Annotated in this window: 21 protein-coding genes; 11 read left to right on the forward strand and 10 right to left on the reverse strand. The window is 64.3% G+C overall.

The features are described 5' to 3' along the window. Positions 1 to 37: 37 nt before the first annotated feature. Genes glmM through rplM form a run of 3 tightly spaced genes read right to left on the reverse strand, consistent with a single transcriptional unit; the run spans position 38 to position 2,365 of the window. Entirely contained in the window at positions 38 to 1,396 is a 1,359-nt protein-coding gene (gene glmM / locus AC1L34_RS09060) for a phosphoglucosamine mutase (protein WP_424323909.1), read from the reverse strand. A gap of 1 nt (position 1,397) precedes the next feature. After that, complete coding sequence (rpsI, locus tag AC1L34_RS09065; protein WP_424293758.1) at positions 1,398 to 1,925, reverse strand: 30S ribosomal protein S9; 528 nt, start codon at positions 1,923 to 1,925, stop codon at positions 1,398 to 1,400. Next, on the reverse strand, positions 1,922 to 2,365 hold the full coding sequence (gene rplM, locus AC1L34_RS09070; RefSeq protein ID WP_424293757.1) for a 50S ribosomal protein L13: 444 nt from the start codon (positions 2,363 to 2,365) through the stop codon (positions 1,922 to 1,924). The genes rpsI and rplM overlap by 4 nt, the downstream gene beginning before the upstream one ends. Before the next feature lie 194 nt (positions 2,366 to 2,559). On the opposite strand from rplM, the gene AC1L34_RS09075 reads away from it, so the two are divergent. Next, complete coding sequence (locus tag AC1L34_RS09075; protein ID WP_424323908.1) at positions 2,560 to 3,096, forward strand: YceI family protein; 537 nt, start codon at positions 2,560 to 2,562, stop codon at positions 3,094 to 3,096. A gap of 20 nt (positions 3,097 to 3,116) precedes the next feature. Then, the gene (locus tag AC1L34_RS09080; RefSeq protein ID WP_480035290.1) at positions 3,117 to 3,944 is read left to right on the forward strand and encodes an SDR family NAD(P)-dependent oxidoreductase; all 828 of its coding nucleotides are present in this window, start codon (positions 3,117 to 3,119) and stop codon (positions 3,942 to 3,944) included. Between the two features lie 61 nt (positions 3,945 to 4,005). On the opposite strand, the gene AC1L34_RS09085 is transcribed toward AC1L34_RS09080, so the two are convergent. Continuing rightward, positions 4,006 to 5,187 (reverse strand): type VII secretion-associated protein, encoded by a 1,182-nt coding sequence (locus AC1L34_RS09085; protein ID WP_424322540.1) that lies wholly within the window; start codon positions 5,185 to 5,187, stop codon positions 4,006 to 4,008. Then, complete coding sequence (gene eccCa, locus AC1L34_RS09090) at positions 5,184 to 9,134, reverse strand: type VII secretion protein EccCa (RefSeq protein WP_480035291.1); 3,951 nt, start codon at positions 9,132 to 9,134, stop codon at positions 5,184 to 5,186. Before eccCa ends, AC1L34_RS09085 begins: the two co-directional genes overlap by 4 nt. A 227-nt stretch (positions 9,135 to 9,361) precedes the next feature. Here eccCa and AC1L34_RS09095 point away from each other — a divergent pair, with 227 nt between their 5' ends. The 3 genes from AC1L34_RS09095 (at position 9,362) to mycP (ending at position 12,855) form a co-directional block, all read left to right on the forward strand. Next, positions 9,362 to 9,931, forward strand: coding sequence for a TetR/AcrR family transcriptional regulator (locus AC1L34_RS09095; RefSeq protein ID WP_480035292.1), 570 nt, complete (start codon positions 9,362 to 9,364; stop codon positions 9,929 to 9,931). Positions 9,932 to 10,081: 150 nt separating this feature from the next. Next, positions 10,082 to 11,542, forward strand: a complete 1,461-nt coding sequence (eccD, locus tag AC1L34_RS09100; protein ID WP_480035293.1) for a type VII secretion integral membrane protein EccD — start codon at positions 10,082 to 10,084, stop codon at positions 11,540 to 11,542. Beyond that, positions 11,539 to 12,855: a type VII secretion-associated serine protease mycosin gene (gene mycP / locus AC1L34_RS09105; protein ID WP_480034689.1), complete on the forward strand. Its 1,317-nt coding sequence runs from the start codon at positions 11,539 to 11,541 to the stop codon at positions 12,853 to 12,855. Before eccD ends, mycP begins: the two co-directional genes overlap by 4 nt. Positions 12,856 to 12,868: 13 nt before the next feature. Here mycP and AC1L34_RS09110 read toward each other — a convergent pair whose 3' ends face one another. Both AC1L34_RS09110 and AC1L34_RS09115 read right to left on the reverse strand, forming a co-directional pair. Then, positions 12,869 to 13,549, reverse strand: a complete 681-nt coding sequence (locus AC1L34_RS09110) for a hypothetical protein (RefSeq protein WP_480034690.1) — start codon at positions 13,547 to 13,549, stop codon at positions 12,869 to 12,871. Positions 13,550 to 13,647: 98 nt separating this feature from the next. Next, a complete protein-coding gene (locus AC1L34_RS09115; RefSeq protein ID WP_424293688.1) occupies positions 13,648 to 14,601 on the reverse strand; it encodes a 4-hydroxy-3-methylbut-2-enyl diphosphate reductase in 954 nt (317 codons plus the stop codon). A gap of 34 nt (positions 14,602 to 14,635) precedes the next feature. Here AC1L34_RS09115 and AC1L34_RS09120 point away from each other — a divergent pair, with 34 nt between their 5' ends. Genes AC1L34_RS09120 through AC1L34_RS09130 form a run of 3 tightly spaced genes read left to right on the forward strand, consistent with a single transcriptional unit; the run spans position 14,636 to position 16,841 of the window. Further along, positions 14,636 to 15,349 carry a lipid droplet-associated protein gene (locus AC1L34_RS09120; protein ID WP_424293687.1) on the forward strand — a complete coding sequence of 238 codons (714 nt, stop codon included), beginning with the start codon at positions 14,636 to 14,638 and terminating at the stop codon, positions 15,347 to 15,349. Beyond that, positions 15,346 to 16,602, forward strand: a complete 1,257-nt coding sequence (gene xseA / locus AC1L34_RS09125; RefSeq protein ID WP_480034691.1) for an exodeoxyribonuclease VII large subunit — start codon at positions 15,346 to 15,348, stop codon at positions 16,600 to 16,602. The genes AC1L34_RS09120 and xseA overlap by 4 nt, the downstream gene beginning before the upstream one ends. After that, positions 16,599 to 16,841: an exodeoxyribonuclease VII small subunit gene (locus AC1L34_RS09130; RefSeq protein WP_424295670.1), complete on the forward strand. Its 243-nt coding sequence runs from the start codon at positions 16,599 to 16,601 to the stop codon at positions 16,839 to 16,841. Before xseA ends, AC1L34_RS09130 begins: the two co-directional genes overlap by 4 nt. 9 nt (positions 16,842 to 16,850) lie before the next feature. Here AC1L34_RS09130 and AC1L34_RS09135 read toward each other — a convergent pair whose 3' ends face one another. Then, a complete protein-coding gene (locus AC1L34_RS09135) occupies positions 16,851 to 17,429 on the reverse strand; it encodes a DUF4245 domain-containing protein (protein WP_424295669.1) in 579 nt (192 codons plus the stop codon). A 105-nt stretch (positions 17,430 to 17,534) separates the two neighbouring features. On the opposite strand from AC1L34_RS09135, the gene glpX reads away from it, so the two are divergent. Continuing rightward, positions 17,535 to 18,521 (forward strand): class II fructose-bisphosphatase, encoded by a 987-nt coding sequence (gene glpX, locus AC1L34_RS09140; RefSeq protein ID WP_424295667.1) that lies wholly within the window; start codon positions 17,535 to 17,537, stop codon positions 18,519 to 18,521. An 85-nt stretch (positions 18,522 to 18,606) separates the two neighbouring features. On the opposite strand, the gene AC1L34_RS09145 is transcribed toward glpX, so the two are convergent. Both AC1L34_RS09145 and AC1L34_RS09150 read right to left on the reverse strand, forming a co-directional pair. Beyond that, entirely contained in the window at positions 18,607 to 19,323 is a 717-nt protein-coding gene (locus AC1L34_RS09145) for an ABC transporter ATP-binding protein (RefSeq protein ID WP_424322547.1), read from the reverse strand. A gap of 29 nt (positions 19,324 to 19,352) precedes the next feature. Further along, the gene (locus AC1L34_RS09150; protein ID WP_424323843.1) at positions 19,353 to 20,336 is read right to left on the reverse strand and encodes an ABC transporter permease; all 984 of its coding nucleotides are present in this window, start codon (positions 20,334 to 20,336) and stop codon (positions 19,353 to 19,355) included. 136 nt (positions 20,337 to 20,472) lie between these two features. On the opposite strand from AC1L34_RS09150, the gene AC1L34_RS09155 reads away from it, so the two are divergent. Further along, a complete protein-coding gene (locus AC1L34_RS09155) occupies positions 20,473 to 21,657 on the forward strand; it encodes a sensor histidine kinase (RefSeq protein WP_480034692.1) in 1,185 nt (394 codons plus the stop codon). Continuing rightward, the gene (locus AC1L34_RS09160; protein ID WP_480034693.1) at positions 21,654 to 22,286 is read left to right on the forward strand and encodes a response regulator; all 633 of its coding nucleotides are present in this window, start codon (positions 21,654 to 21,656) and stop codon (positions 22,284 to 22,286) included. The genes AC1L34_RS09155 and AC1L34_RS09160 overlap by 4 nt, the downstream gene beginning before the upstream one ends. The last annotated feature ends 37 nt before the right edge of the window (positions 22,287 to 22,323 follow it).

The raw sequence follows: 22,323 nt of genomic DNA on the forward strand, positions 1-22,323 counted from the left end.
CGACACGCCGAGCTTCCGAGAATGCGGTTCTGGGGAACTAGACGGACGCGACAACCTTGGCGACACGCTCGGCGATGCCGCGCGCAGATTCTGCGGTCGGGGCTTCCACCATCACGCGAACCAACTGTTCGGTTCCGGAAGGACGCAACAGGATTCGTCCGTATCCGTCGAGTTCGGCCTCGGCAACCTTGACGGCATCTAGGACCGAGTCAGCGACCGCAACGGCGTGCTTGTCGGAGACCTTCACGTTAATCAGTTCCTGCGGGAGCACCATCATCACCGAAGCCAGGTCGGCGAGCCGAGAACCCGTCGATGCCATCCGTGCGGCCAGCATGAGTCCGGTGAGGACACCGTCGCCGGTGGTACCGGCCGCGGGGATCACGATGTGACCCGATTGCTCGCCGCCGAGGGCATAGCCGCCCGCACGGAGTTCTTCGAGCACGTAGCGATCGCCGACACCGGTGACCTTCAGGTCGATGCCCGCTTGATCCATCGCGATGTGGAGACCGAGATTACTCATCACGGTGGCGACGAGAACGTTGTCGGTAAGTTCGCCAGCCTCATGCATGGCGAGTGCCAGGACTGCCATGATTTTGTCACCGTCGACGATGGCGCCGGTCGAGTCCACAGCCAGGCAACGGTCAGCATCGCCGTCGTGTGCCAAGCCGAGGTCGGCACCGTGCTCGAGGACAGCAGCCTGCAACTTCTCCAGGTGCGTCGAACCGCAGCCATCGTTGATGTTGAGACCGTCGGGCTCGGCATAGATCGCAATGACGTTGGCACCAGCGGCCTCGTATGCGGCCGGACCAACCTGTGATGCCGCGCCGTGTGCACAGTCAACGACGATGGTCAGTCCGTCGAGTCGAGTAGTGACAGTTTGTGCCAGGTGCGCGAGGTAGCGGTCTTCGGCGTCGGCGGCGTCGACGATCCGGCCGACTTCTGCGCCCGTCGGTCGCGGATGATCGGCGCGCATCGCGTCTTCGATGGCGTCTTCGATGGCGTCGCTGAGCTTGTGGCCGCCTTCGGCGAAGAATTTGATGCCGTTGTCGGGCATCGGATTGTGCGATGCGGAGATCATCACACCAAAGTTTGCTTTGTAGTCGGCGGTGAGGAACGCGACCGCGGGGGTCGGAACCACACCGACTCGCACTGCGTCGGCTCCGGCTGCTGCGAGGCCTGCACAGACTGCGGCTTCGAGGAGTTCGCCGGAGGCGCGGGGGTCGCGGCCGACAACAACCCGGGGACGAAGGCCTACTGCTTCTCCCTGGTTTGGGCGGTCGAAAGTATCTGCACCAAGAACGCGAACGGCGGCCGAGGCCAGGTCCAACGCCAACTCGGGTGTGAGTTGGTCGTTGGCCCGGCCTCGGACGCCGTCGGTGCCAAAAAGACGAGCCAATTTAGCGCTTGCTGTACTGCGAAGCCTTACGGGCCTTCTTCAAGCCGTACTTCTTACGCTCAACTGCACGTGCGTCGCGAGTGAGGAAGCCAGCCTTCTTGAGGGCCGGACGGTCCTCGGGGCTGACCTCGATGAGGCCGCGGGCGATAGCCAGACGCAGGGCGCCTGCCTGGCCCGAGGGGCCGCCACCGACGAGGCGAGCGTGGATGTCGAAAGCATCCGTGCGGTCGACGAGGACCAGCGGAGCCTTGATCAGCTGCTGGTGCACCTTGTTCGGGAAGTAGTTCTCGATGCTGCGGCCGTTGAGGTTGAACTCACCGGTGCCCGGGGTCAGGCGAACGCGCACGATGGCTTCCTTGCGGCGACCAACGGTCTGGACCGGGGCGTCGAGGACGACGGGGCCACGCGAGGAAACCTGGGTCTCAACAACCTCGACGGTTTCGGTGGTGTACGAGCCGTCTTCCGACAGGGTCTCTTCCTCGATGACCTCGACGTCGACGTCGTTCAGGTTTTCGTTTTCGTTGCTCACTGGGCCACCTGCTTGATCTCGTAATTAACCGGCTTCTGAGCGCCGTGCGGGTGGTTGGGGCCCGCGTAGACCTTGAGCTTGCCAGCGATGGCGCTGCCCAGCTTGTTCTTGGGGAGCATGCCCTTGACGGCACTCTCGACGACGCGCTCAGGCTTGGTGGCCAGCAGCTCACCGATGCTCTGCGAGCTCAGACCGCCCGGGTGACCCGAGTGGCGGTAGAGGCGCTTGTCATTCAGCTTGTTGCCGGTGACTGCGACCTTCTCGGCATTGATGATGATGACGTAGTCGCCACCATCCATGTTGGGGGCGTAGGTGGGCTTGCCCTTGCCGCGGAGCAGGTTGGCGCTCGCGACGGCGAGGCGGCCGAGCACCACGTCGGTGGCGTCGATGACGAACCACTCGTGAGTGATGTCACCGGCCTTCGGTGAATAGGTAGACACGTGTATGTCCTCTGAACTCGATTGCTGCTGGTCAAGTAATCCTGCAGAGTGCTCTCCCGGCGACCAGTGGGGACCCGGGAGCTCTGTATACGCAGGGCACCAGCGATCCAGATTACGCGCGCCGGGTGTCGCTGGTCAAAACGAAGGCCGTCTCCCTGCCACCGAAGACGCTTACCTCACCGTATCGTGGGCCCATGAGCAGTCCGTCGCAGATCTTGTTGGGTCCGGAGCAAGGCACATTCACCCTGCGGACCGGGGTGGTTGGGCCAGCGGCCCGGACCGGGCACAACCTGACGATCGAATTCGAGCGCTGGCAGGCCACCGTTGATCTCGACGGCAACGTGCCAACGGCGGCGGTGCTCGCGGTGAACGTCGAATCGTTGCAGGTGCGCAGCGGCGAAGGCGGCATCACCCCGATGACGCCACCCGAACGCGCCCTGGCACGAGTGAATGCCTTGAAATCGTTGAAAGTCACCAGGTTCGGCGACATCACCTTCCGTGCCTCCGCGATCACGGCCACCGACGACGGATATTCACTGACCGGTGATCTGAGCATTTGCGGCAAGACCCGTCCGCATTCCGTTACCGTCGTCGTCGATGGCACCCAAGTGAGCGGCGAATCGTCGTTGAAGCAAACTGATTTCGGCGTTAAACAGTATTCGTTAATGATGGGCGCGCTAAAGGTGGCCGACGAAGTGACCGTCGCACTTGAGGCGACGATCCCCACTTAGACCCGGGAGAATTACACAAGATGGCCCTGTCCACCGAAGGAAAAGTGTTCGTCGTAACGGGCGCAGGCAATGGGATCGGCCAGCAGGTCGCCCTCGAGCTCGTCGAGCAGGGTGCCACCGTCGCCGCGGTCGACATCAATGCCGATGGCCTCCAGCAGACGGCCGATGCTGCCGGCGCGCGGATTTCGACGCACGTTCTCGACATCTCCGACAGCGATGCCGTCGCGGCTTTTCCGCAGGTAGTCCTCGATGCCCACGGCGTCGTCGACGGATTGTTCAACATTGCCGGTATCGCGCAATCGGTCGGAACCACCCTCGACATTGAACCCGAACGCATTGACCAGCTGATGACCGTGAACTTCCGCGGCACCGTCGAGATGACGCAGGCGTTCGTCCCGCACCTGGCCGAACGGCCAGACGGCGGACGAATCATGCTGACGTCAAGCCTGTCGGCGATCGTGCCGGTCCCCGGCGCGGCCGTCTACGGCGCATCAAAAGCCGCTGTCGCCTACTACGGCTACGGCCTGTCCCAAGATCTGCGACACCTCGCCCCCTCCGTCACCGCGACGACGGTGACTCCGGGCACCATCTGGACCGACATCGTTCGCAACACCGCCGAAAGCATGGGCATCCCGATCGCCGTTGCCAAGGGCTTCGCCATGTCGCCACGCAAGGCCGCGAAAAAGATGATCGCGGTGACGATGAAGGGCCGCACCTCCTCGGTCATCGGCAAGGACGCGCACGTCTACCGAGCCCTCGGACGCATCAGCGCACCCCTTGCCGAGCGCATCTCCTACCTTCAGGTTGGGAGTTTCGCGTACCGGAAAGCCCCGGCACCAAAGAGCTGACACCGCTGCCTGCCGTCAATGGTCATGACCGACGACAATCACCGCGTGCCGCGCCGAACCGCTAACCGGCGGCCACCCGCAGCGATCCGACAGTCGCCCGGCAAGGCCCATCAACCGAGTGCTCCCCGGTTCCTGCCTGGCAGCCGACGCTGACTTGCAGTGGGTCTTCGACGGTCACGTACCAAGCCACCGGAGCGCCCGAAACGGGCGTCTCGCGGTAACCGATCACGTGCCTGCCCGCATAGGTGAGATCAGGGGTGAACTCGGCAACGGCGTCATCTCCACGCTGCGCGATTCGGTTCCGCAGGCTGGAGGCCACCGACTCCGCAGTGGAACCGGCACGCAATCGCGACACCACGACGATCAGTCGCCGACCGTCGTCTGGTGACACAAATACCGCGCGGTGCCCGCCAGCCTGCGCGTCCTGATCTGTGCGCCGCCACGAACCCGGGACCTCGAATTGGGCTGCGCCTACAGCCGCCGTGGTTCGGTCTGGCGGAATTGCCCGCGGCCAATGCACCCACGCCGCTGTCGCGACCGTCGCCGTCACGAGCAATCCGACGACCACCGCTGGCGCACGACTTAACCGTTGTCGCGCGGGCACCGGCGGAAGCGGAAGTCCGGCAAGCAGGTCCGCTCCCGTCATCACACCGGTACGACTACCGTGCAGCACCAGGGTGTCCCGTTCCACGGGCACCGCGTCAACCCCGAACGAGGTGGCCAAGAGCGTCCGCGCCTCCTGCACGACCGCCGCATGGGGCCCATCGACAAACACCGCGTCAGCAGTCTCGAGCAGGCGCGCCCAACCCGGATCGACGGGGATCCGCTGCGGCAGCGTCACCTCCCCCGCACCCAGTTCCCATTGCCCGTTGTGCCGTGTCACCGCATGCGCACTCCAATGCCCGCCGGTGGTCGGCAGCAGGCTCGTTTCAACGACGACGCATCGCTGCGCCGTGGCCTCCGCATGGGAGGCGGCAATCGCTACCGCGCGCGGAATCGGTTTCGGGCGAGCACCGACCGCAGTGAACTCAGCGAGGAGCGAAGCTGTCCGGACCGGACCCCACACCGTTGGGACCAACACCGAGTCGATGTGACCCGCATGAGCCACCCATTCGGCAAGCGCCGGTCGTGCGATGGCCCGGCGCGCCACGCTGTCGATGTCCTCGAGCAAGGCTGAGACGTCACGGCGCCGGTCGCCATCGTCCACGTGTCCGTAGGCGAGGTCGATCGTCGGAGTGGTCATGCGTGTTCACCCACCGCGACCTGCACGATCTGCGCGCCCCGATTGCGCGAAATCAGTTCCCCGCGCCCGACCGGAAGTCGCTGCATCCGGTGTCTGCCAACCACGTAGCCCTCGTCCGGATCCCCGTCCATCAGCAGGACATCGCACGAGAGGTCGCGCAGGCACGCGATGACCGGATCGAATAGTGCGCGACCGAGCCCTCCCGAACGTCTGGCGACGATCATGCGGAACCCAATGTCGCGGCCATGGCCCGCCATCTCGATGAGTGGGAGCAATGGATTCCCGGACGCGGTGGCGACGAGGTCATAGTCGTCCACGACCAGGTACACGGCGGGCCCCGACCACCACGATCGGTCGCGGAGTTGCTGCGCGGTTACGTCGTCACCCGGTAGTCGTGCCGCGAAGAATTCGGCGAGTTGCGCCATCATCGGACGGGCGGTCCGCTCCGAACTCGCATACCCGGCCAGATGCCCTTCGGGAATTTCACCGAGGAGCCCACGGCGGTAGTCGACGAGCACCACCTTTGCCTCCTCGGGGGTCGCTGAGGCGACCAAACCGCGAACCAGTGTGCGGAGTGTTTCGGTCTTCCCCGATTCCACGTCGGCGAACACCAGCAGGTGCGGTTGACTGTTGAAATCGAGGAGGTAAGGCCCCAAATCTGCTTCCGACAGGCCCAGCGCCACCTGTCCCGCCGCCACCGGCACACCGTCGACTGCCGCCGCGAGGGCTTCGCTGCCAACATGTCGGGCAAGCATCCGCACGGGCGGTGCTGCCCGCCCGCCGAAAGTCGCCGTCACCTGTTCCACAAGACTTGCGGTACCTGCCGAAACACTCGCAGCATCGGCCACACCGTCGATCCTCGGCAGTGCCACCAGCAGGTGCTTCTCCTGCGCGGTGAGGCCACGACCGGGGCGTCCTTCCGGAACTCCAGCGGCGGCTCGGCGACCCATCTCCGAATCGAGCGCGTCGCCGAGCTTCAATTCAATGCGCCCGCCCATGAGGTCCTTCATCGCGGGCCGGATCTCGCCCCAGCGGGTCGCCGTCACGATCACGTGAATCCCATACGCGAGGCCGCCAGATACCAGCGTGTTCACCTGGTCTTCGAGCAGTTCAAAGTCGGCGCGCAGCAACCCGATTCCGTCGATGACGAGGAAGACGTCGCCGTGTCGGTCATCGGGGAATGCGCCCGCAGCTCGGGCCTCGCGATACTGCCGCATCGACTCGATACCGTGTTCGGCAAACACCTTCTCCCGATACGAGCGGACGCCCTCGACTTCGGCGAGAGTCCGTCGCAACGTATCTCGGCTCGATTTGGTCGCAACGGAGCCAACGTGCGGCAGCCCGCCAAGTGCCGCCAACGAACCACCGCCGAAGTCGATGCAATAGAACTGCACCTGTTCGGGCGTGTGTGTTATTGCGGCACCGCAGATCAGCGTCCGCAAAGCCGTCGACTTGCCGGCTTGTGGACCACCGACCACCGCGATGTGGCCACCGGCACCGGAGACGTCGAGCCGGGCGATGTCACGGCGCTGCTCGTACGGCAGGTCGATGATTCCGAACGGGAATGATAGTTGTCGAACTTGCTCGGCCTTTCCCAGGACGAGTGCATCGAGCGTGACCGCCGGTTCGAGCGGCGGCAGCCACACCTGATGCGGTCGACGCCCCTGCCCTGCCAACGCCTGCACCATGGTCTCAAGCACCGTCGCCGACGGGCCGGCGGCAAAGTCATCGTCGATCACCGGCACTGCCTCGAGAGGAACCTCCGCGGTGGTGAATGCCAGCGGCACCAGCCCGGCGACTGGTCCATCTCCAGCGCCGACTCCCGGGATTGGGTGCGGACGATATGGTCCGGAGACGAAGCAGGTGTCGAAGCGGGTTGGCGTCGACGAGTCACACTTCAGGTAGGCCGCGCCCGGCGAATTCGGCAGGTGATAGGCATCGGGGACTCCCAAAACCGTGCGAGATTCGTTGGCGGAGAAGGTTTTTAAGCCGATCCGATATGACAGGTGACTATCGAGTCCGCGGAGCCGACCTTCTTCCAGCCGCTGAGATGCGAGCAGCAGATGGATGTGCAACGACCGTCCCAGCCTGCCTATCGCGACGAAGAGGTCGGCGAACTCGGGCTTCTGCGCGAGGAGTTCGGAGAACTCGTCGACGACAATGAATAGCGCTGGAAGCGGGTCGAGGGAAGCCCCGGCAGCGCGAGCAGCCTCGTAGTCGGTGACGTTGGCGAAGTTTCCCGCCGCACGCAACAGTTCCTGTCGCCGGTTGAGTTCGCCGGACAAAGCGTCACCCATCCGGTCGACCATGGAGAGTTCCTGCTCAAGGTTGGTGATGACTGCCGCCGTATGCCGGGCCTTCTCCAAACCCAAAAACGTTGCACCACCTTTGAAGTCGACCAGGACGAGGTTGAGTTCATCGGGTGAGTGCGTGGCAATCAACGCGAGCACCAGGGTGCGCAACAGTTCGCTCTTGCCACTGCCCGTCGCTCCGATGCACAATCCGTGCGGCCCCATCCCGCCGTGCGCGCTCTCCTTGAGATCCAGGTGAACCGGTGCGCCGTTGGGCGTGTATCCGATCGGGACCCGTAACCGACTTGGGCCGGAGCGGCCTGCCCAACCGGAAGTCGGACTAAAGCTGCCTGCATCCTGGATACCCAGCAGTGCAGGCAACCCCGGGTCGCTCGCGGCCAACGGGCTGTCGAGGTCGAGGAGAATGTCGTGGCCCCCCGGGCGATATCGGGCCAACCTGCGTGCCACCGCCTCTGCGGAGACTCGATCGAGGAAGTCAACGATGGCGAACTCTTCCAGCCCGGCAGCGGTGCGCGCCGAGATCCTTCCCCCGGTCACCACCAGTTGCAGTCCGCGTTGCGCTGCCAGTGGACTCGGTGCGCTCCCCAGCCCGATGACGGTGACGCCATCTAATCCGGCACCTCCGATGAGTTCGTCATCGACGTTCATGGCATCGGTGTCGACAACCACCACCAGGTGTGACGACGCGAGCGAGTCAGCGGTCCGCGAGAATCCCGCGCGGGCATCCAGATCTTCGGCCAGATCAGCCTCGAGTTTCGCCAGCGTTGGATAGACCATCCGGACCGCGCCGAGCGCATCCACCCGCGTCGGATGCCCCGCGTGTGGCAGCCACTTAAGCCAATCCCACTTGGCGGGAAGGTGGTCGTCACTGACGACGGCTAGCCGCAAATGGTCGGGTCCGTGGAACACCGCAAGTTCACACAACATAGACCGCAGAAGCCCATCCACTTGGGCGGAATCACCGTTAATGCTGACGGCGGGAAAACTGTCGAGGGCGATGGCTGTCGGGAGGTCGTCGACGGCGGTGTGCGCCACCGCAAATCGGCGCAGGGCGACGGCTGACACCGGTTCGAGGTCGTCTCCCGGCGGCGTTTCGGGCGGAATCAATGCCGTCGCGAGCCGATGCGTTCCTCGTCCGACCCGGACTTGGACGAAGTCATCGTCGAGCGGTCGACGCTCCCACATCCGGCGCCCGCCGACGTATCCACCCAGTGAGGTCGGTTCCGGATGATGCCAAACCGCCGACTCATATTGTGCGGCAGCTGTTTCGGAGACGCTCGCCCGCAATTGACCGAGGTGTCGCAGGTAGTCTTTGCGACTCTCGTTCAATTCCGCCGCCCGCTCCGGTCCCCCACGACCGCCAGAAGCAAACATTCCGACCATCGACATCACCATCATGAGTGGAAACATCAAGAACAGCGGGTTCGCGAGGGCCCCGGATCCCCCGGTCACGATCATCATCGCGACCATTCCGACCACCGCCACCACCATGACCACGGGCAACAGTCGGACCAGCAGGCTGGGTGGGACCGAACGGGACAGTTCCGGTGGTGCTGTCAGTTCTATTTCGCCGACGGCCACCTCCGGCGGTACCAATCGCGGACGACGTGCGAAACCAATCGTTGCACCAGCCATGCGAGCCCCCAGCCCTTGAACTGACCCGCACACCCCCCGCATGCGTTGGGGAGATTTGTATCAAAGACCCCCGGTAGAAATCTCCGCTTTGTCCGAGTTGTCGCCCAACAGGTTGTTACCCACACCAGCCCGCACCCACGCCTACTGCGACCGCCTTGACAGTTTGTTCCAGATAGATAGTTTCGATCATCTTGCACGTGAACGTTCAAGAGGGCACCGTAGGGAGCATGAGTCACCCATTGCGCTCGCGACAGCGGGCCCGCGTCCGACAGGACATCCAGTCGGCCGCCTGGCGTTTGTTTAGCGAATTGGGCTTCGGGTCGGTGACAACCAAGCAGATCGCCGAGGCCGCAGGGGTTTCCGAGAGCACCTACTTTCGACACGTGAACAGCAAAGACGACCTTCTCCTCTACCCACTCGAGGCCAGCAGCGCGGCAATCGTCACCGCTTTCGCCGCCCAGCCGACAGGTATCTCGGCTACTCGCGCGCTCGCCGACGCCATCGTCGAACGCACCGAGGCATCCCCCGACGTCGAGTTGGAACTTTGGCGAACAGCCCTCGCCAGCGCACCAGACCTCGTCGATCGCATTACCCTGATCCGCCACGAAGACGCCCGAGAATTAGTGCTGCTCGCCGCCGAGCGAATGGGATCATCGCCCGACTCCCTCGAACCTGGCGTGCGCGTCCACAGCGTGTTGTCAGCGGCCGCATACGCCTACCGCCGATGGTTTGACGGCGATGCCCGCGAACTCAAAACTCTCATCAGAGCCGCAACCGACCTCGTCGTCGGGCCGTAGCAAACGACCTGTCGCCAAACACCGCGACTGCGCCGATTTGCCCGATTTTTAAAATCCGCCCCGCCGAGGTTGTCGGCGTGGTTATCTCGACGCCATCGCCTCGCGGAAGCGAGTGTGGGAGTGGTCAGAAAACCTCGGGGGGTTACCAAAATGACCGTATTTGTCGAACCGGATTTAGTTCGAATCTCCATTCTTGGTGGCCGCAAACAGCTCGACGTCGGCCTGCCCACCGAGGTTCCAATCGCGACGCTCCTACCGGATTTGCTTGTTGCACTGAAGGTTCCAGATTCCTCCGGCTCTGATTCACCTAGTTGGACGCTCGCTTGCGTCGACGGCGCGCGGCTGGCCCCGACGGAAACGCTGGCTCAAGCCGGGATCCTCGATGGCGACTTGCTGATGGTCCGCGCAGATCGCCCCCGGGAGCGGTCCGCATTGGTCGACGACGTCGCCGACGGAGTAGCCATAAGCCTTACCGAAGAGCGAACCGGCTGGACGGCCTCGGCTTCGCGCACCATCGGCTACGTGCTGTTTGTACTTGCGGCTACGGCGGCGATCCCGGTTGGTCTAGCAGCTTCTGCTGGCGGCGGACACGTTGTGATCGGAACGATCGCGGCGGTGGGCGCGGCCATCGCGCTGACGATCGCGGTCGCAGGCGCACGCTTGGGCGTGGACCCCCAAACAGGAACGGTGCTGACCTGGGGAGCCTGCGCCATGGCGGGGCTTGCGGCGGCCGTGGCCGCGTCCCACTTCTCGGGCGGCGCCCAGACGGCCGTCGCTGCCATCGCGGCCGGACTCTGCGCCGTCATCGGCTACCGCCCCGGCATGGAGGCAACAGCCACCGCGATGCATACCGGGATCACCACCGCTGCAATCCTCATCGCACTCGGGGGAACACTGGCTGCCGTCTCCTCGATGCCGCTGGCCGACGTCGCCGCAGTGAGCGCTGCTGTCGGTGTTGCGGTGGTACTGATGGCTCCCCGGCTAGCGATCGTCCTCGCACGACTGCCGCTGCCCGCAGTCCCCATGACAACTCCGGACCCGTCAGCATTCCCCGAAACGGCATCGGTCGACGGCGTCGAAGCACTCCGACTGTCCGGGCACGACCCCCTCGGGGCGATCGCCGACCTCGCGCTCGGCGACCTGTCGGCGCTCGCCCGGCGAGCCGGGATTGCCGCGTCGTTCTTGACGGGCATCCTGGCGGGGTCGGTCGTCGTCACGGGAATTGCCACGGTCATCGTCGCCGCCAACGGCGGCACGTCAACCGTCACCCTGGCCTATTGCGGATCAATCGTTGCCGCCGTGGCCGCTCGTGGACGTACGCATACCGACCAGTGGCAGTCCGGACTTCTCGTTGCTGCCGCGGGCATCACCGCGGTGTCCACCGCCGTCGCAGTCCTGTTCACCGATGGTGGTCCGAGCCCACTGTCGGTGTTCGTGGCGCTCCTTGGGTTTGCGGTCGCCGCGCTCCTGCTGGGATGCGTCGCAGCCGGTGCCGAGTACACGCCGCCGGCCGTCCGGCTCGCCGAGATCCTGGAGTACGCCGCGCTGATCGCGGTGGTCCCACTGCTTTTCTGGGTCCTAGACGTCTACCGGACCGTCCGTCAGCTGTGATCCGCCGTCTCTGCGCCGCGACCGGCGTCGCGGCAGTCTTGGCGATCGCGTCGGCGTGGCCCGCCGCAGCCTCTCCCCGACCAGCCGTCATCCCGGCCGCGGTGGTCGCGACACCGCTCGGACCACCGGAACCCACAGAGCAGCGCGCAAACTGCGCCAGCGTCGTCGACGCGGTAGCTTCAGACCAGCCGCCTGGCCACCGACTGCTCAATGTGTCGGCCGCCCACGACTTCAGTCGCGGCGGGGGCGTCAAGGTCGCCGTTATCGACACCGGAGTCAGCCCCCATGCACGACTGCCGCGGTTGGTCGCGGGCGGCGATTACGTCGGCACCGGCGATGGCCTGTCCGACTGCGACACGCACGGCACCCTCGTCGCCGGCATCATTGCCGGGCAGGGATCAATTGCCGATGGGTTCGTCGGGGTCGCACCCGATTCGACGATCATTTCGATTCGCCAATCCTCTGGCGCATACTCGGCCAAAAACCGAGGTGCCGACGGTGCCGTGGTCGGCGCAGGTTTCGGACCGATCGAAACGCTCGCGCGCGCCGTGATTCGCGCCATCGACCTCGGTGCCCGGGTGATCAACATTTCGGAGGTCGCCTGCCTCCCGGCCGGTGCGGATATCGGCGACGGTCTGCTCGGTGCGGCCCTCGCCCAGGCTCGGGCGCGAGACGTAGTTGTCGTGGTTGCCGCAGGCAATCTCACCGAGACGACGGGGTGCCGCGAGCAGAATCCCGCCGGTGCGGGATCACCCGAACTCGCGTGGGCACAGGTTCGGACTGCGGTGACCCCGGCCAGATTTTCGCCTCTGGTCTTGACGGTCGCGGCGGTCGACGCCACCAACGGCGCACCTGCGGAGTTCAGCCTGCGTGGCCCGTGGGTTGGTGTTGCCGCGCCGGGAACGCAGGTGGTGAGCTTGGCGCCGGGTTCGGCAGGACCTCGTCTCGTCGATTCCCTCCGCACTGACGACGGCCTCTCGTCCTTGGCGGGAACCAGCTATGCCGCACCTTATGTCGCGGGCGTGGCCGCTTTGATCCGTAGCCGCTTCCCCCGCCTGACCGCCCCGGAAGTTGTCGACCGGATTGTTCGCACGGCCCACGGTGGCGGCCATGACCTCACGGTTGGCAGCGGCCTCGTCGACCCCGTCGCCGCCCTCACCACGACGGCTGACGACCGCACCGCGGTGCTCCCGCGTGCCCTGACGTCCGATGCCTCGCCCAACAAAACAGACCCCGGAACAGGAGTAATCCTGGCCGGGGTCGGTATTGGGTGCTGTGTCCTGCTGGCGCGCTGGCTACTGAAGCGGCGTTGACCCTCGGCGAAGATCAGCCGGACAGGTTGGTCCTCAGCCACCCGACAGCCCCGACGAAAAATGCGGTACCCAAGGCAAGGAACACCGCGTACAGCAATCCACGCCAACCGTGCACGCGGGTATCCGGCGTCGACTCACCACCCGAAACGGTTGCCGCGTCGACGCACGGAGACACCGCCGACTTCTTCCAAAGTGACGCGGGTTCAATGAGCAGGTAGAGCAAGACCCCAACCTGACCGACGGTGAACATCCAGAACCAGGCCCACCGGTTTCCCCACCTCGGGCGCGAAGCCAACATCGCAACGAACGTCCCAAGCCACGCCAAAGTCAGAACCATACCGAACCAGGCCGAAGAGCGAAACGCCCAATTGTTCGGTACCTGGTCGCTATTTTCGCTGATCTCAACGCCACGATTTCGAAGGCTTTGCATCGCTTGGGACTTCGACACGGGGTCGGCAACAATAGGGCCGCGCCGCCACTGGAACAGGCCCGTCGACCAGGCACCAATCCAGGTATCGGAAACCGTCCCGTCGGATTCGTCGAACACCACTGAGTCGACTGAACCGCTGTCCAGAGCTCGAGCAAACTCCGGGTAGTCGGCAGTGCGCGGTTGTGCTGCCACCACGGTCGCGGCAAACCCCGTCACCAGAATGAGTAACGCGACAACGCGCGCCACCAACCGTGCCTTTTCCATACGCCCCCGCGTTTCCCCACGACCAGGTCTGCAAAGCATTCGTCCGTACTTTGGGCCCACGGCGGGGGCCCAAAGTACGGCCGAAACGAAAGATACCGCTAGCGCGGGTTGCGTGCCGGGCGCAGTTCACGCGGCAACGCGAAGACCAGAGTTTCCTGTGCGGTCGTCACGGTCTCGACATCTTCGTAGCCGTGCTCGGCGAGCAGGTCGAGGACGCCCCGGACCAGAACCTCGGGCACCGACGCGCCGGAGGTGACGCCCACGGTCTGCACGCCGTCGAGCCAGGCGAGGTCGATGTCGCGGGCGTAGTCGACCAAGTACGACGCCTGCGCGCCGTTCTGGAGCGCCACCTCAACTAGGCGCTGCGAGTTCGACGAGTTCTGCGACCCCACAACAATCACCAGATCGCACTCGGGGGCCATCGCCTTCACCGCAACCTGACGGTTCTGGGTGGCGTAGCAGATGTCGTCCGACGGCGGATCGTTGAGCAGCGGGAACTTCTCGCGGAGTCGGCCAACGGTCTCCATCGTCTCGTCCACCGACAGGGTGGTCTGCGACAGCCAAATCACGCGCTCGGGGTCCCGAACCACAACGTTGTCGACAGCGTCGGGACCGTCCACCACCTGGATGTGCTCGGGCGCTTCACCGGCGGTGCCTTCCACTTCCTCGTGACCCTCGTGGCCAATCAGAATGATATCGAAGTCGTCGCGGGCGAAACGCTTGGCCTCCTGGTGCACCTTCGTCACCAGTGGGCATGTCGCGTCGATGGTCTTCAACTGCCGCGCTTCGGCAGTCCGGTGCACCTCCGGTGACACACCGTGCGCCGAAAACACGACGATTGCACCTTCCGGGACCTCGTCGGTTTCATCAACAAAGATCGCACCACGTTCGATGAGGGTGTCGACCACGTGCCGGTTATGCACAATCTCCTTACGGACGTACACCGGGGCACCGTGCTTGTCGAGGGTTCGCTCGACTGTTTCCACGGCCCGGTCGACGCCTGCACAATATCCACGGGGCGACGCGAGTAGGACGCGCTTACTATCAGCCATGACCTCCAGGGTACGGCTGTGAGACAGTAATTACATGAGCCGTCCTCCGTACCCCGCTCGAGTGATCGCCGGTTTGGTAGTCATCACGATCGAGGAAACCCGCAAATTCCCGACCCGCCTCATCACTTTCCCGATGACCGCGATCAGTCACGGCCTGCAGGCTGGCATGCGGATGCAGCAGAACATCGCCGAACTCGCCATCAAGGGTGACGAGGTGCTTGCGCCGTACTTCGATAAGACGGAGGAGCAGCCAGAATGGGCCCGTTTCGACGAGGATGACGACACCAATTCGGCGTCGGCTCCGCTCGTTACGGACGCCCCGCGCTCTATCCCAGAGGTCGACAAACCGGTAGCCAAGAAGACCCCGTCGACCCCCTCCCCGACTGCTGCCAAGGCAAAGCCTGCCGAGACCGGTTCGGCGTCGGCACCTGAGACCAACGGCACAGCCGCAAACGGCAAGACCAACTCGGGTCGCTTCGCTTTGTACAGTTCCGCGCCGACCGAGGTGACAAATGGTGCGACGAACCGCACCACGGACTCGACGCAGCCGCTGCCTCCGACCGTTGCCGAACTCGACTACCCGAACCTGACTCTGGCTCAGTTGCGCGCCAAGGTTCGCGGCCTCGGCGTCGACGAACTGACCGAACTGCGCGCGTTCGAAGCCGAGAATCGCAACCGGACCCCGTTCGTCACGATGATCGACAACCGCATCTCCAGCCAGCAGAAGAAGTCCGAACCCACCAAGTGACGACTCCGGCGCCAGCGAATTCTGCCGACAACCCGTGGCCGGTCCGGACCCTCAGCTTCAAGATCGCTGACTGGATCCACCGGCTGGGTCAGGTGTGGGTGGAAGGACAGCTCACGCAGATCAATCACCGGCGCGGAACGCGGACGGCATTTCTGACGCTGCGCGATCCGGCCGCCGACATGTCGCTGTCGGTGACGTGCGATCCGGGTTTGCTTGAACGCAGCCCTGTCCCGTTGACCGAGGGGGCGCGGGTTGTTGTTTACGGTCGGCCGAGCTTCTATTCCGGTCGCGGAACGCTGTCGTTGCGGATCACCGACATCCGTCCGGTCGGGATCGGCGAACTCTTGGCCCGGATCGAGCGCATCAAGAGTTTGCTCGCCGCGGAGGGCCTGTTCGACGTCCGCCGCAAAAAGCCCCTGCCCTTCCTGCCCCACACCATCGGCCTCATCAGCGGTCGAGCCAGTGCGGCTCAGCACGACGTCATCGCGGTAGCTTCGGCCCGCTGGGAGGCCGTGCAGTTCGACGTTCGAGATTCACCGGTCCAGGGACCAACGGCTGTCCCGGCAATCGTCGAGCACCTCGCTGCCTTGGACGCCGACCCGCACGTGCAGGTCATCATCATTGCCCGCGGTGGCGGCAGCGTCGAAGACCTCCTGCCATTCTCTGACGAGACGCTCCTGCGCGCCGTGGCAAAGTGCACGACCCCGGTCATCAGCGCGATCGGCCACGAGCCCGACAATCCGCTCCTCGATTTTGTCGCCGACGTGCGTGCCGCCACCCCCACCGATGCGGCGAAGCGTGCCGTCCCCGACGTCGTTGCTGAACTTCACGGCATCGCTACGCTGCGCCGTCGCAGCGCGCACGCCCTCCGCAATTGGGTCCACCGCGAGGAACGCGTCATCGAGGGCCTGCGAGCCCGGCCGGTCCTGGCCAATCCCCTCCGCATGGTCGACGACCGACAAGACCGCGTCGACGGCGCGATTCGCGACGTTCGCCGGACCGTGAGGCATTTGCTGAGTTTGGAAGAGCACCGCGCCGGGCGTCTCGCTGCGCAACTTTCGACGCTGGGCCCGGCACAAACCTTGGCTCGCGGCTACGCCGTGGTGCAGCGAACCGACTCCGCTGCCCCGCACGCAGTCCGGTCCGTCGATGAATTACCGGCCGGGGCGCATGTCCGGATTCGAGTTGCCGACGGATCTAAGCAGGCGATCATCGGGCCAGGCACCATCACTACCGAAGGAGAACAGCCGTGACGTCACCCGCTGACGACCTGATTCCCGTCGCCGAACTCGACTACGAGCAGGCCCGCGACGAGCTAGCCGACGTGGTGGCTCAGCTTGAGCGCGGCGGATTGGGCCTCGACGAATCGCTCGCCCTGTGGGAACGCGGCGAACTCCTCGCCAAACGATGCACCGAACACCTCGAAGGTGCCCGCGGCCGCATCGAGGCCGCACTCAACGCCGAAGACGCCGAAGACGCCGAAGACGAGTAGTAACGCGCTCTACCGCGGTGCCGGGCGCTCGACTGCCAGCGGTTGTGCCTTCGTGACAGCTGCAGCCAGCGTCTCCATGTCGGCGTCGTTGCCGCGGCTCACCACAGCCAGGCGGACGTCACCCATATCGGCGATCCACGTCCGACGCTTCTCGTCACCCGCGTACATCACCCACTGGTGGTCGGCGATCTGTCGCACGCCTTCGCCGTTGGCGGTGTCGCCGAGCGTCTTACGAACCAACTGCTCTTCGGTGGCACCGGATTGAGTCAGCTGCACATAGATGCCGTCGGGAGTAATCCAGCCGACGTTGCTGGCGACCGATGCACCCACTTCTTGCGTCGAACCGGAGTTGGGTTTCCAATCGGCCGGGACTGCCGGATTCCGAATCGGGAACGGCATGGTGTCGGCGTCCGCCCGCAGACCTGCGGAAACATTAAAATCCGGAATGTTCTGGTTGGTCGCAGAACTACCAAAGCCCCACGAGCAACTACCGCTGACTCCGGCGACAACGAGCGCGATCAGAAGCAGTGGGATCAACGTCCAGACTAGATCACGGCCATCCTGGAGGATCCTTGGTTTCTCTGCCATGGGGCAATTATCGCAGTCTGGTGCTGCCCCCAGCTAATCGCGAGCGGCGACCATGAAATAATCGAGGTATCCAACCTTCTTTTCGCAACGAAAGTGGTTTCACCTATGACGAAGCAAGCGCCCGATCGCAACCTGGCCATGGAACTGGTCCGCGTCACCGAGGCGGCTGCGCTCGCCGCCGGACGCTGGGTTGGCCGAGGTGACAAGAACGCTGGCGACGGTGCGGCAGTCGATGCCATGCGTGATCTGCTGTCGACCGTTTCGATGCGCGGCACCGTCGTGATCGGCGAGGGCGAGAAGGACGAAGCGCCCATGCTGTTCAACGGCGAGGTCGTCGGCAATGGTGAAGGACCCGAGGTCGACGTCGCGGTGGACCCGATCGACGGCACCACGCTGATGGCGGAGGGTCGTCCCAACTCGATCGCCGTCATCGCCGTCTCCGAGCGCGGCACCATGTACGACCCGTCGGCCGTGTTCTACATGAACAAGATTGCGGTGGGCCCGGCGGCGAAGGGTGCCATCGACATCGAGCAGTCCGTTGAGTGGAACATCAACTCGGTCGCCGCGGCCAAGGGCATCGACGTCGCAGACCTGACCGTGGTCGTGCTCGATCGTCCCCGTCACGCCGGTCTCATCAGCGAGATCCGCGAAGCTGGTGCCAAGATTCGTCTGATTTCCGACGGTGACGTCGCCGGTGCGATCGCCGCTGCTGGCGAGTACAGCACCGTCGACATGCTGATGGGCGTCGGTGGCACTCCCGAGGGCATCATCACCGCTGTCGCCATGAAGTGCATGGGTGGCGAGATCCAGGGCAAGCTGTGGCCGCAGGACGAGGCTGAGCGACAGAAGGCGATTGATGCTGGCCTCGACGTCGACGAAGTCCTGACCAACGACATCCTGGTCCGTGGCGAGAACTCGTTCTTCTGCGCCACCGGCGTCACCAACGGCGACATGCTTCGCGGAGTCACCTACCGTCCCAACGGCGCGACCACCCGTTCACTGGTGATGCGCTCCAAGTCGGGCACCATCCGAACCATCGAAGGTGTGCACCAGACGTCGAAGCTCCGCGAATACGCGCGATTCGACATCTAGTCTCGATTCTCGTCGCATATGCCACGATCCCCGCTCCTTGTCTAACTAAAGGAGCGGGGATCGTGGCCTCATGTGTCTCTGGGTGTTAGACGGCCGCACCCAGCGCACTAAAGGCATGTCCGGAGTGCGTTTCGTCGACGATCGACCCATCGAGCATGTGCAAGATCCCGTCAACGTCGCTGAGCGTTTCCAGGTCGTGGCTCACCAGCAGAGACGCGATGTTGCGTTCACGGGCGAGATTGATCAGCAGTTCGACAATCGCCGCCCCGCGCGTCGAATCCAGTGCCGAGGTCGGCTCGTCAATCAGCAATACTTCCGGGCCGTTGATCAGCGCGCGCGCAATGTTGACCCGTTGACGCATGCCGCCGGACAGCTGACCCGGCTTGCGGTCGAATGCACCGTCCAAGCCGACAGCCGACAGCAGTTCGTGCGCCTGCTTGCGATGACGCGAGGGACGTCGCCCAGCCACATGCACGGCCAGCAACAATTGTTCTTCGGCGGTGAGTCCAGGAATGAGATTGTCGTTCTGGAAGACCAAGCCGATGCGCTCGCGGCGCACCTTCGCGAGTTCCTCATCGCGCAGCCCAGCCAGTTCTTGACCGGCGATCTTGATGGAGCCCGAGTCGGGGCGGATGAGGGCACCGGCAACTGCCAGCAGGCTCGACTTTCCGCAGCCCGACGGACCCGTCAACGCTACGGTCCGACCGGCCTCCACGTGCAGCGAAGCATCGCGGACGGCGTGGACGACGGCACCATCACCATCGGGGTAGGTCAGGTTGATGTTCTTCACGATCAAGCTCATTGCGGTTCCAATCAACAAGTAGGGGTGGGTTAACGGTTGAGGGCGACAAGTGGGTCGACAGTCGTCAGCGGCCGCAGAGCGAGGCCAGCACCGATCAAGCCGAGGACGCCCATGCCTGCGAGCATCGCGAAACCGCTACCCAAGTCGACGGCGATCGGGGCGATGCCCGACAGCAGGGAGGCTGCGGTGAACCCGAGTGCAGCACCGATGATCAGGCCCGACAGCAGGACCAAGGTGGCCTGGGCGAGTCCATCGCGAAGGAGGTACCAGCGGCCGGCACCCATGGCCCGCACTACTGCGAGTGACGGGATGCGCTGTCCGGTCCAGACGGCGAAAAAGCCTGCGACGACAACAGCCGAAATCACCAGCAGCAGCCCCTGAATGAGGAGCAGCGACGAATGCTCTGACTTGAATCCCGGAATGATATTCAGCGAACCGGCGCGGTCAACCTCCGTCAGACCGGCAGGCACGTTGACGCTACTGTCGACGATCACCGCGTTCACCGCATCGCGACCGGACACGTTGTGCCATTCCTTCATCGGAAGTTCGATGACAGGCTGATGCGCGTATAAGCCGACATCGCTGATCGAATCGATGCGGATTTCTTCGTTGCCGAGTTTCAGCAAGTCACCGGCCTGCACACCAAGAGTCTTGGCGACCTCAGGATTAAGCGTCACGTCATGTACGTCGGTGCGGCCGAAGGCGGCGACGGTGGCGTTCACCGAATTGTGCCCGGCACGCAAGGTAGCGATACCGAGTTGGGTGCCGTCAATCTCCGACGCGGTCGAGGATTCGATGGCACTGTCGGACAGGGTCGCCGGGGCGCCACCGCTGTCTTGCTGCACCACCAGGCCCGAGCCCGGGAGCGCTTCAATGGCGGAAACTGATTGCGAGCGCAGACCGGCAGTCAGCGCCGACAGCGTGATCACCATGAATGCCACCAGTGCCACGACACCGACAATGAGACCGAAACGTCCTGCCGCAGCGCGAATTTCGCGCAATCCCAAATACATGAACAAACTCCTTGAAGTCGATACACCTAGCCTTCCTGGAATCGGCCGCTGATACATCGCCTCACCACCCCATCTCCGTATCCATCGAAAGGTGTAGACGGCCGGGGTTCTGGCCAACTGTGGTGATACTGGAGGCATGACTCTTGAACGACACGCGGACCGCTACGCCGAAGGAGGCGGCCACGTTTTATTTCTGGCGCTGCTCCTCGTCGGGCTCGCCCAGACGATGGCGGGCACTGTGCCCATCGCCGTCGGAGGCAAGGCCGCCGTCTTCGTCGGCGTGGCGGTCGTAGCTGGTTGGTACGCCTACGGGGCCATTGCGAAAGCCCGCGGCGACCTTCGGGTTAGCCCCGCCGTTTGGGTCTCGATCCTCACCGCCCTGTGGGTGATGTTGGCCTTCCTGTGCCCGGCATTCGTGTGGATCGCCTTTGTCCTCGCGATGCTGTGCTGGCACTTCCTGCGCGCACCCGCATCAGTGATCGCTGAATTGGTGATCGCGGGGACGTCCATTGGTGCCACGCTGCTCCACAATCCGTCGGTGGCGGTGGGCGGGATCATCGGCCCGACGATTGGCATTGCGACGGCCGTCGCCGTGACCGGGATCTATCATCGGATTTCGCAGATGGTCGATGAACGCGATGCCTTGGTCGACGATCTCATCACGACGCGAGAACTCCTCGCGCAGAAGGAACGTCAGGCCGGTGTGCTCGCCGAGCGAGAGCGCTTGGGCGGAGAAATCCACGACGGAACCGGCCAGAGTTTGGCGAGCATCATTTTGCTCCTGAGATCGGCCACGAGTCCCGATACGTCCGAGAACCAGCGTGAGGTCCAGGTGCAGACGGCCCTCGCTACCGCACAGGCCGCGCTCGCCGAATCCCGTCGGTTTTTGCTGGGGCTAGACGCCCCCACGTTGGCACCCGCCCAGCTCACCGAGGCTGTCGAAGCGCATGCGGTGCGGGCAACTGAGCTCGGGGTTCCGGCGGAGGTCCAGGTCCACGGCACCGCCGTCGCCCTCGGACCCGACACCGCCAACGCGCTGCTCCGCGCCGCCCAGGAAGCACTCACCAACGCGGTCAAGCATTCTCGCGCTACCCAGGTCCGGGTAACGATCACCTATCTGCCGGACGAAGTGCACGTGGACGTGGTCGACAACGGCATTGGGCTCGACCCCAGTCGACCGTCAAGTTCCGGCCGGTCCGGCTTCGGGCTGCGGGCGATGAAAAACCGCGTGTCAGAGGCGGGCGGTAGCGTGTCAATTGAATCTAGCGACGGTGGAGGCACCACCGTTCACGCGCAGTTACCGATCGGAAGTGCCACATGATTCGGGTAATGCTCGTCGACGACCACCCCATCGTCCGCGCCGGACTGCGCGCTGTCCTGTCCGCCGCACCCGACCTGGACGTGATTGCCGAGGCAGGCACCGCGGCCGAAGCGATCAAACTCGCCAGCGAACTCTCGATCGATGTCGTCCTCATGGATTTGCGCTTGCACGGCTCGGAGCAAAACGACGCCGACGGCGTCTACGCCACCAGCACCATTCGCAAGCTTGCCGATCCACCGCAGGTCTTGATCCTAACGACCTACGAATCCGATGCAGACATCATCCGCTCCGTCAGCGCCGGCGCCGTTGGCTACCTGCTAAAAGACGCTGCTCCCGACGTCTTGATCGGTGCCATCCGATCCGCTGCCGCAGGCGAAACCGTTCTCGGCCCCGCTGTCGCCGCACGCCTGTTGAATCGTGTCACCAACTCCCAAACCGCTTTGACGCCTCGCGAGTTGGAAATCGTCGAGCACCTCGACCTCGGGCTCACCAACCGCGAGATCGCGCGTCGCCTCGTCATCTCCGAAGCAACCGTGAAATCGCACCTCGTTCACATCTTCGACAAACTCGAAGTCACCAACCGCAGCAAAGTGGTTGCGACGGCAAGGCAGCGCGGACTAATTGGTTAGTTCGGCCCTGTTCTGTTGGTTCGGCCCTGTTCTGGTT

The organism is Gordonia sp. 34D, assembly GCF_056682775.1.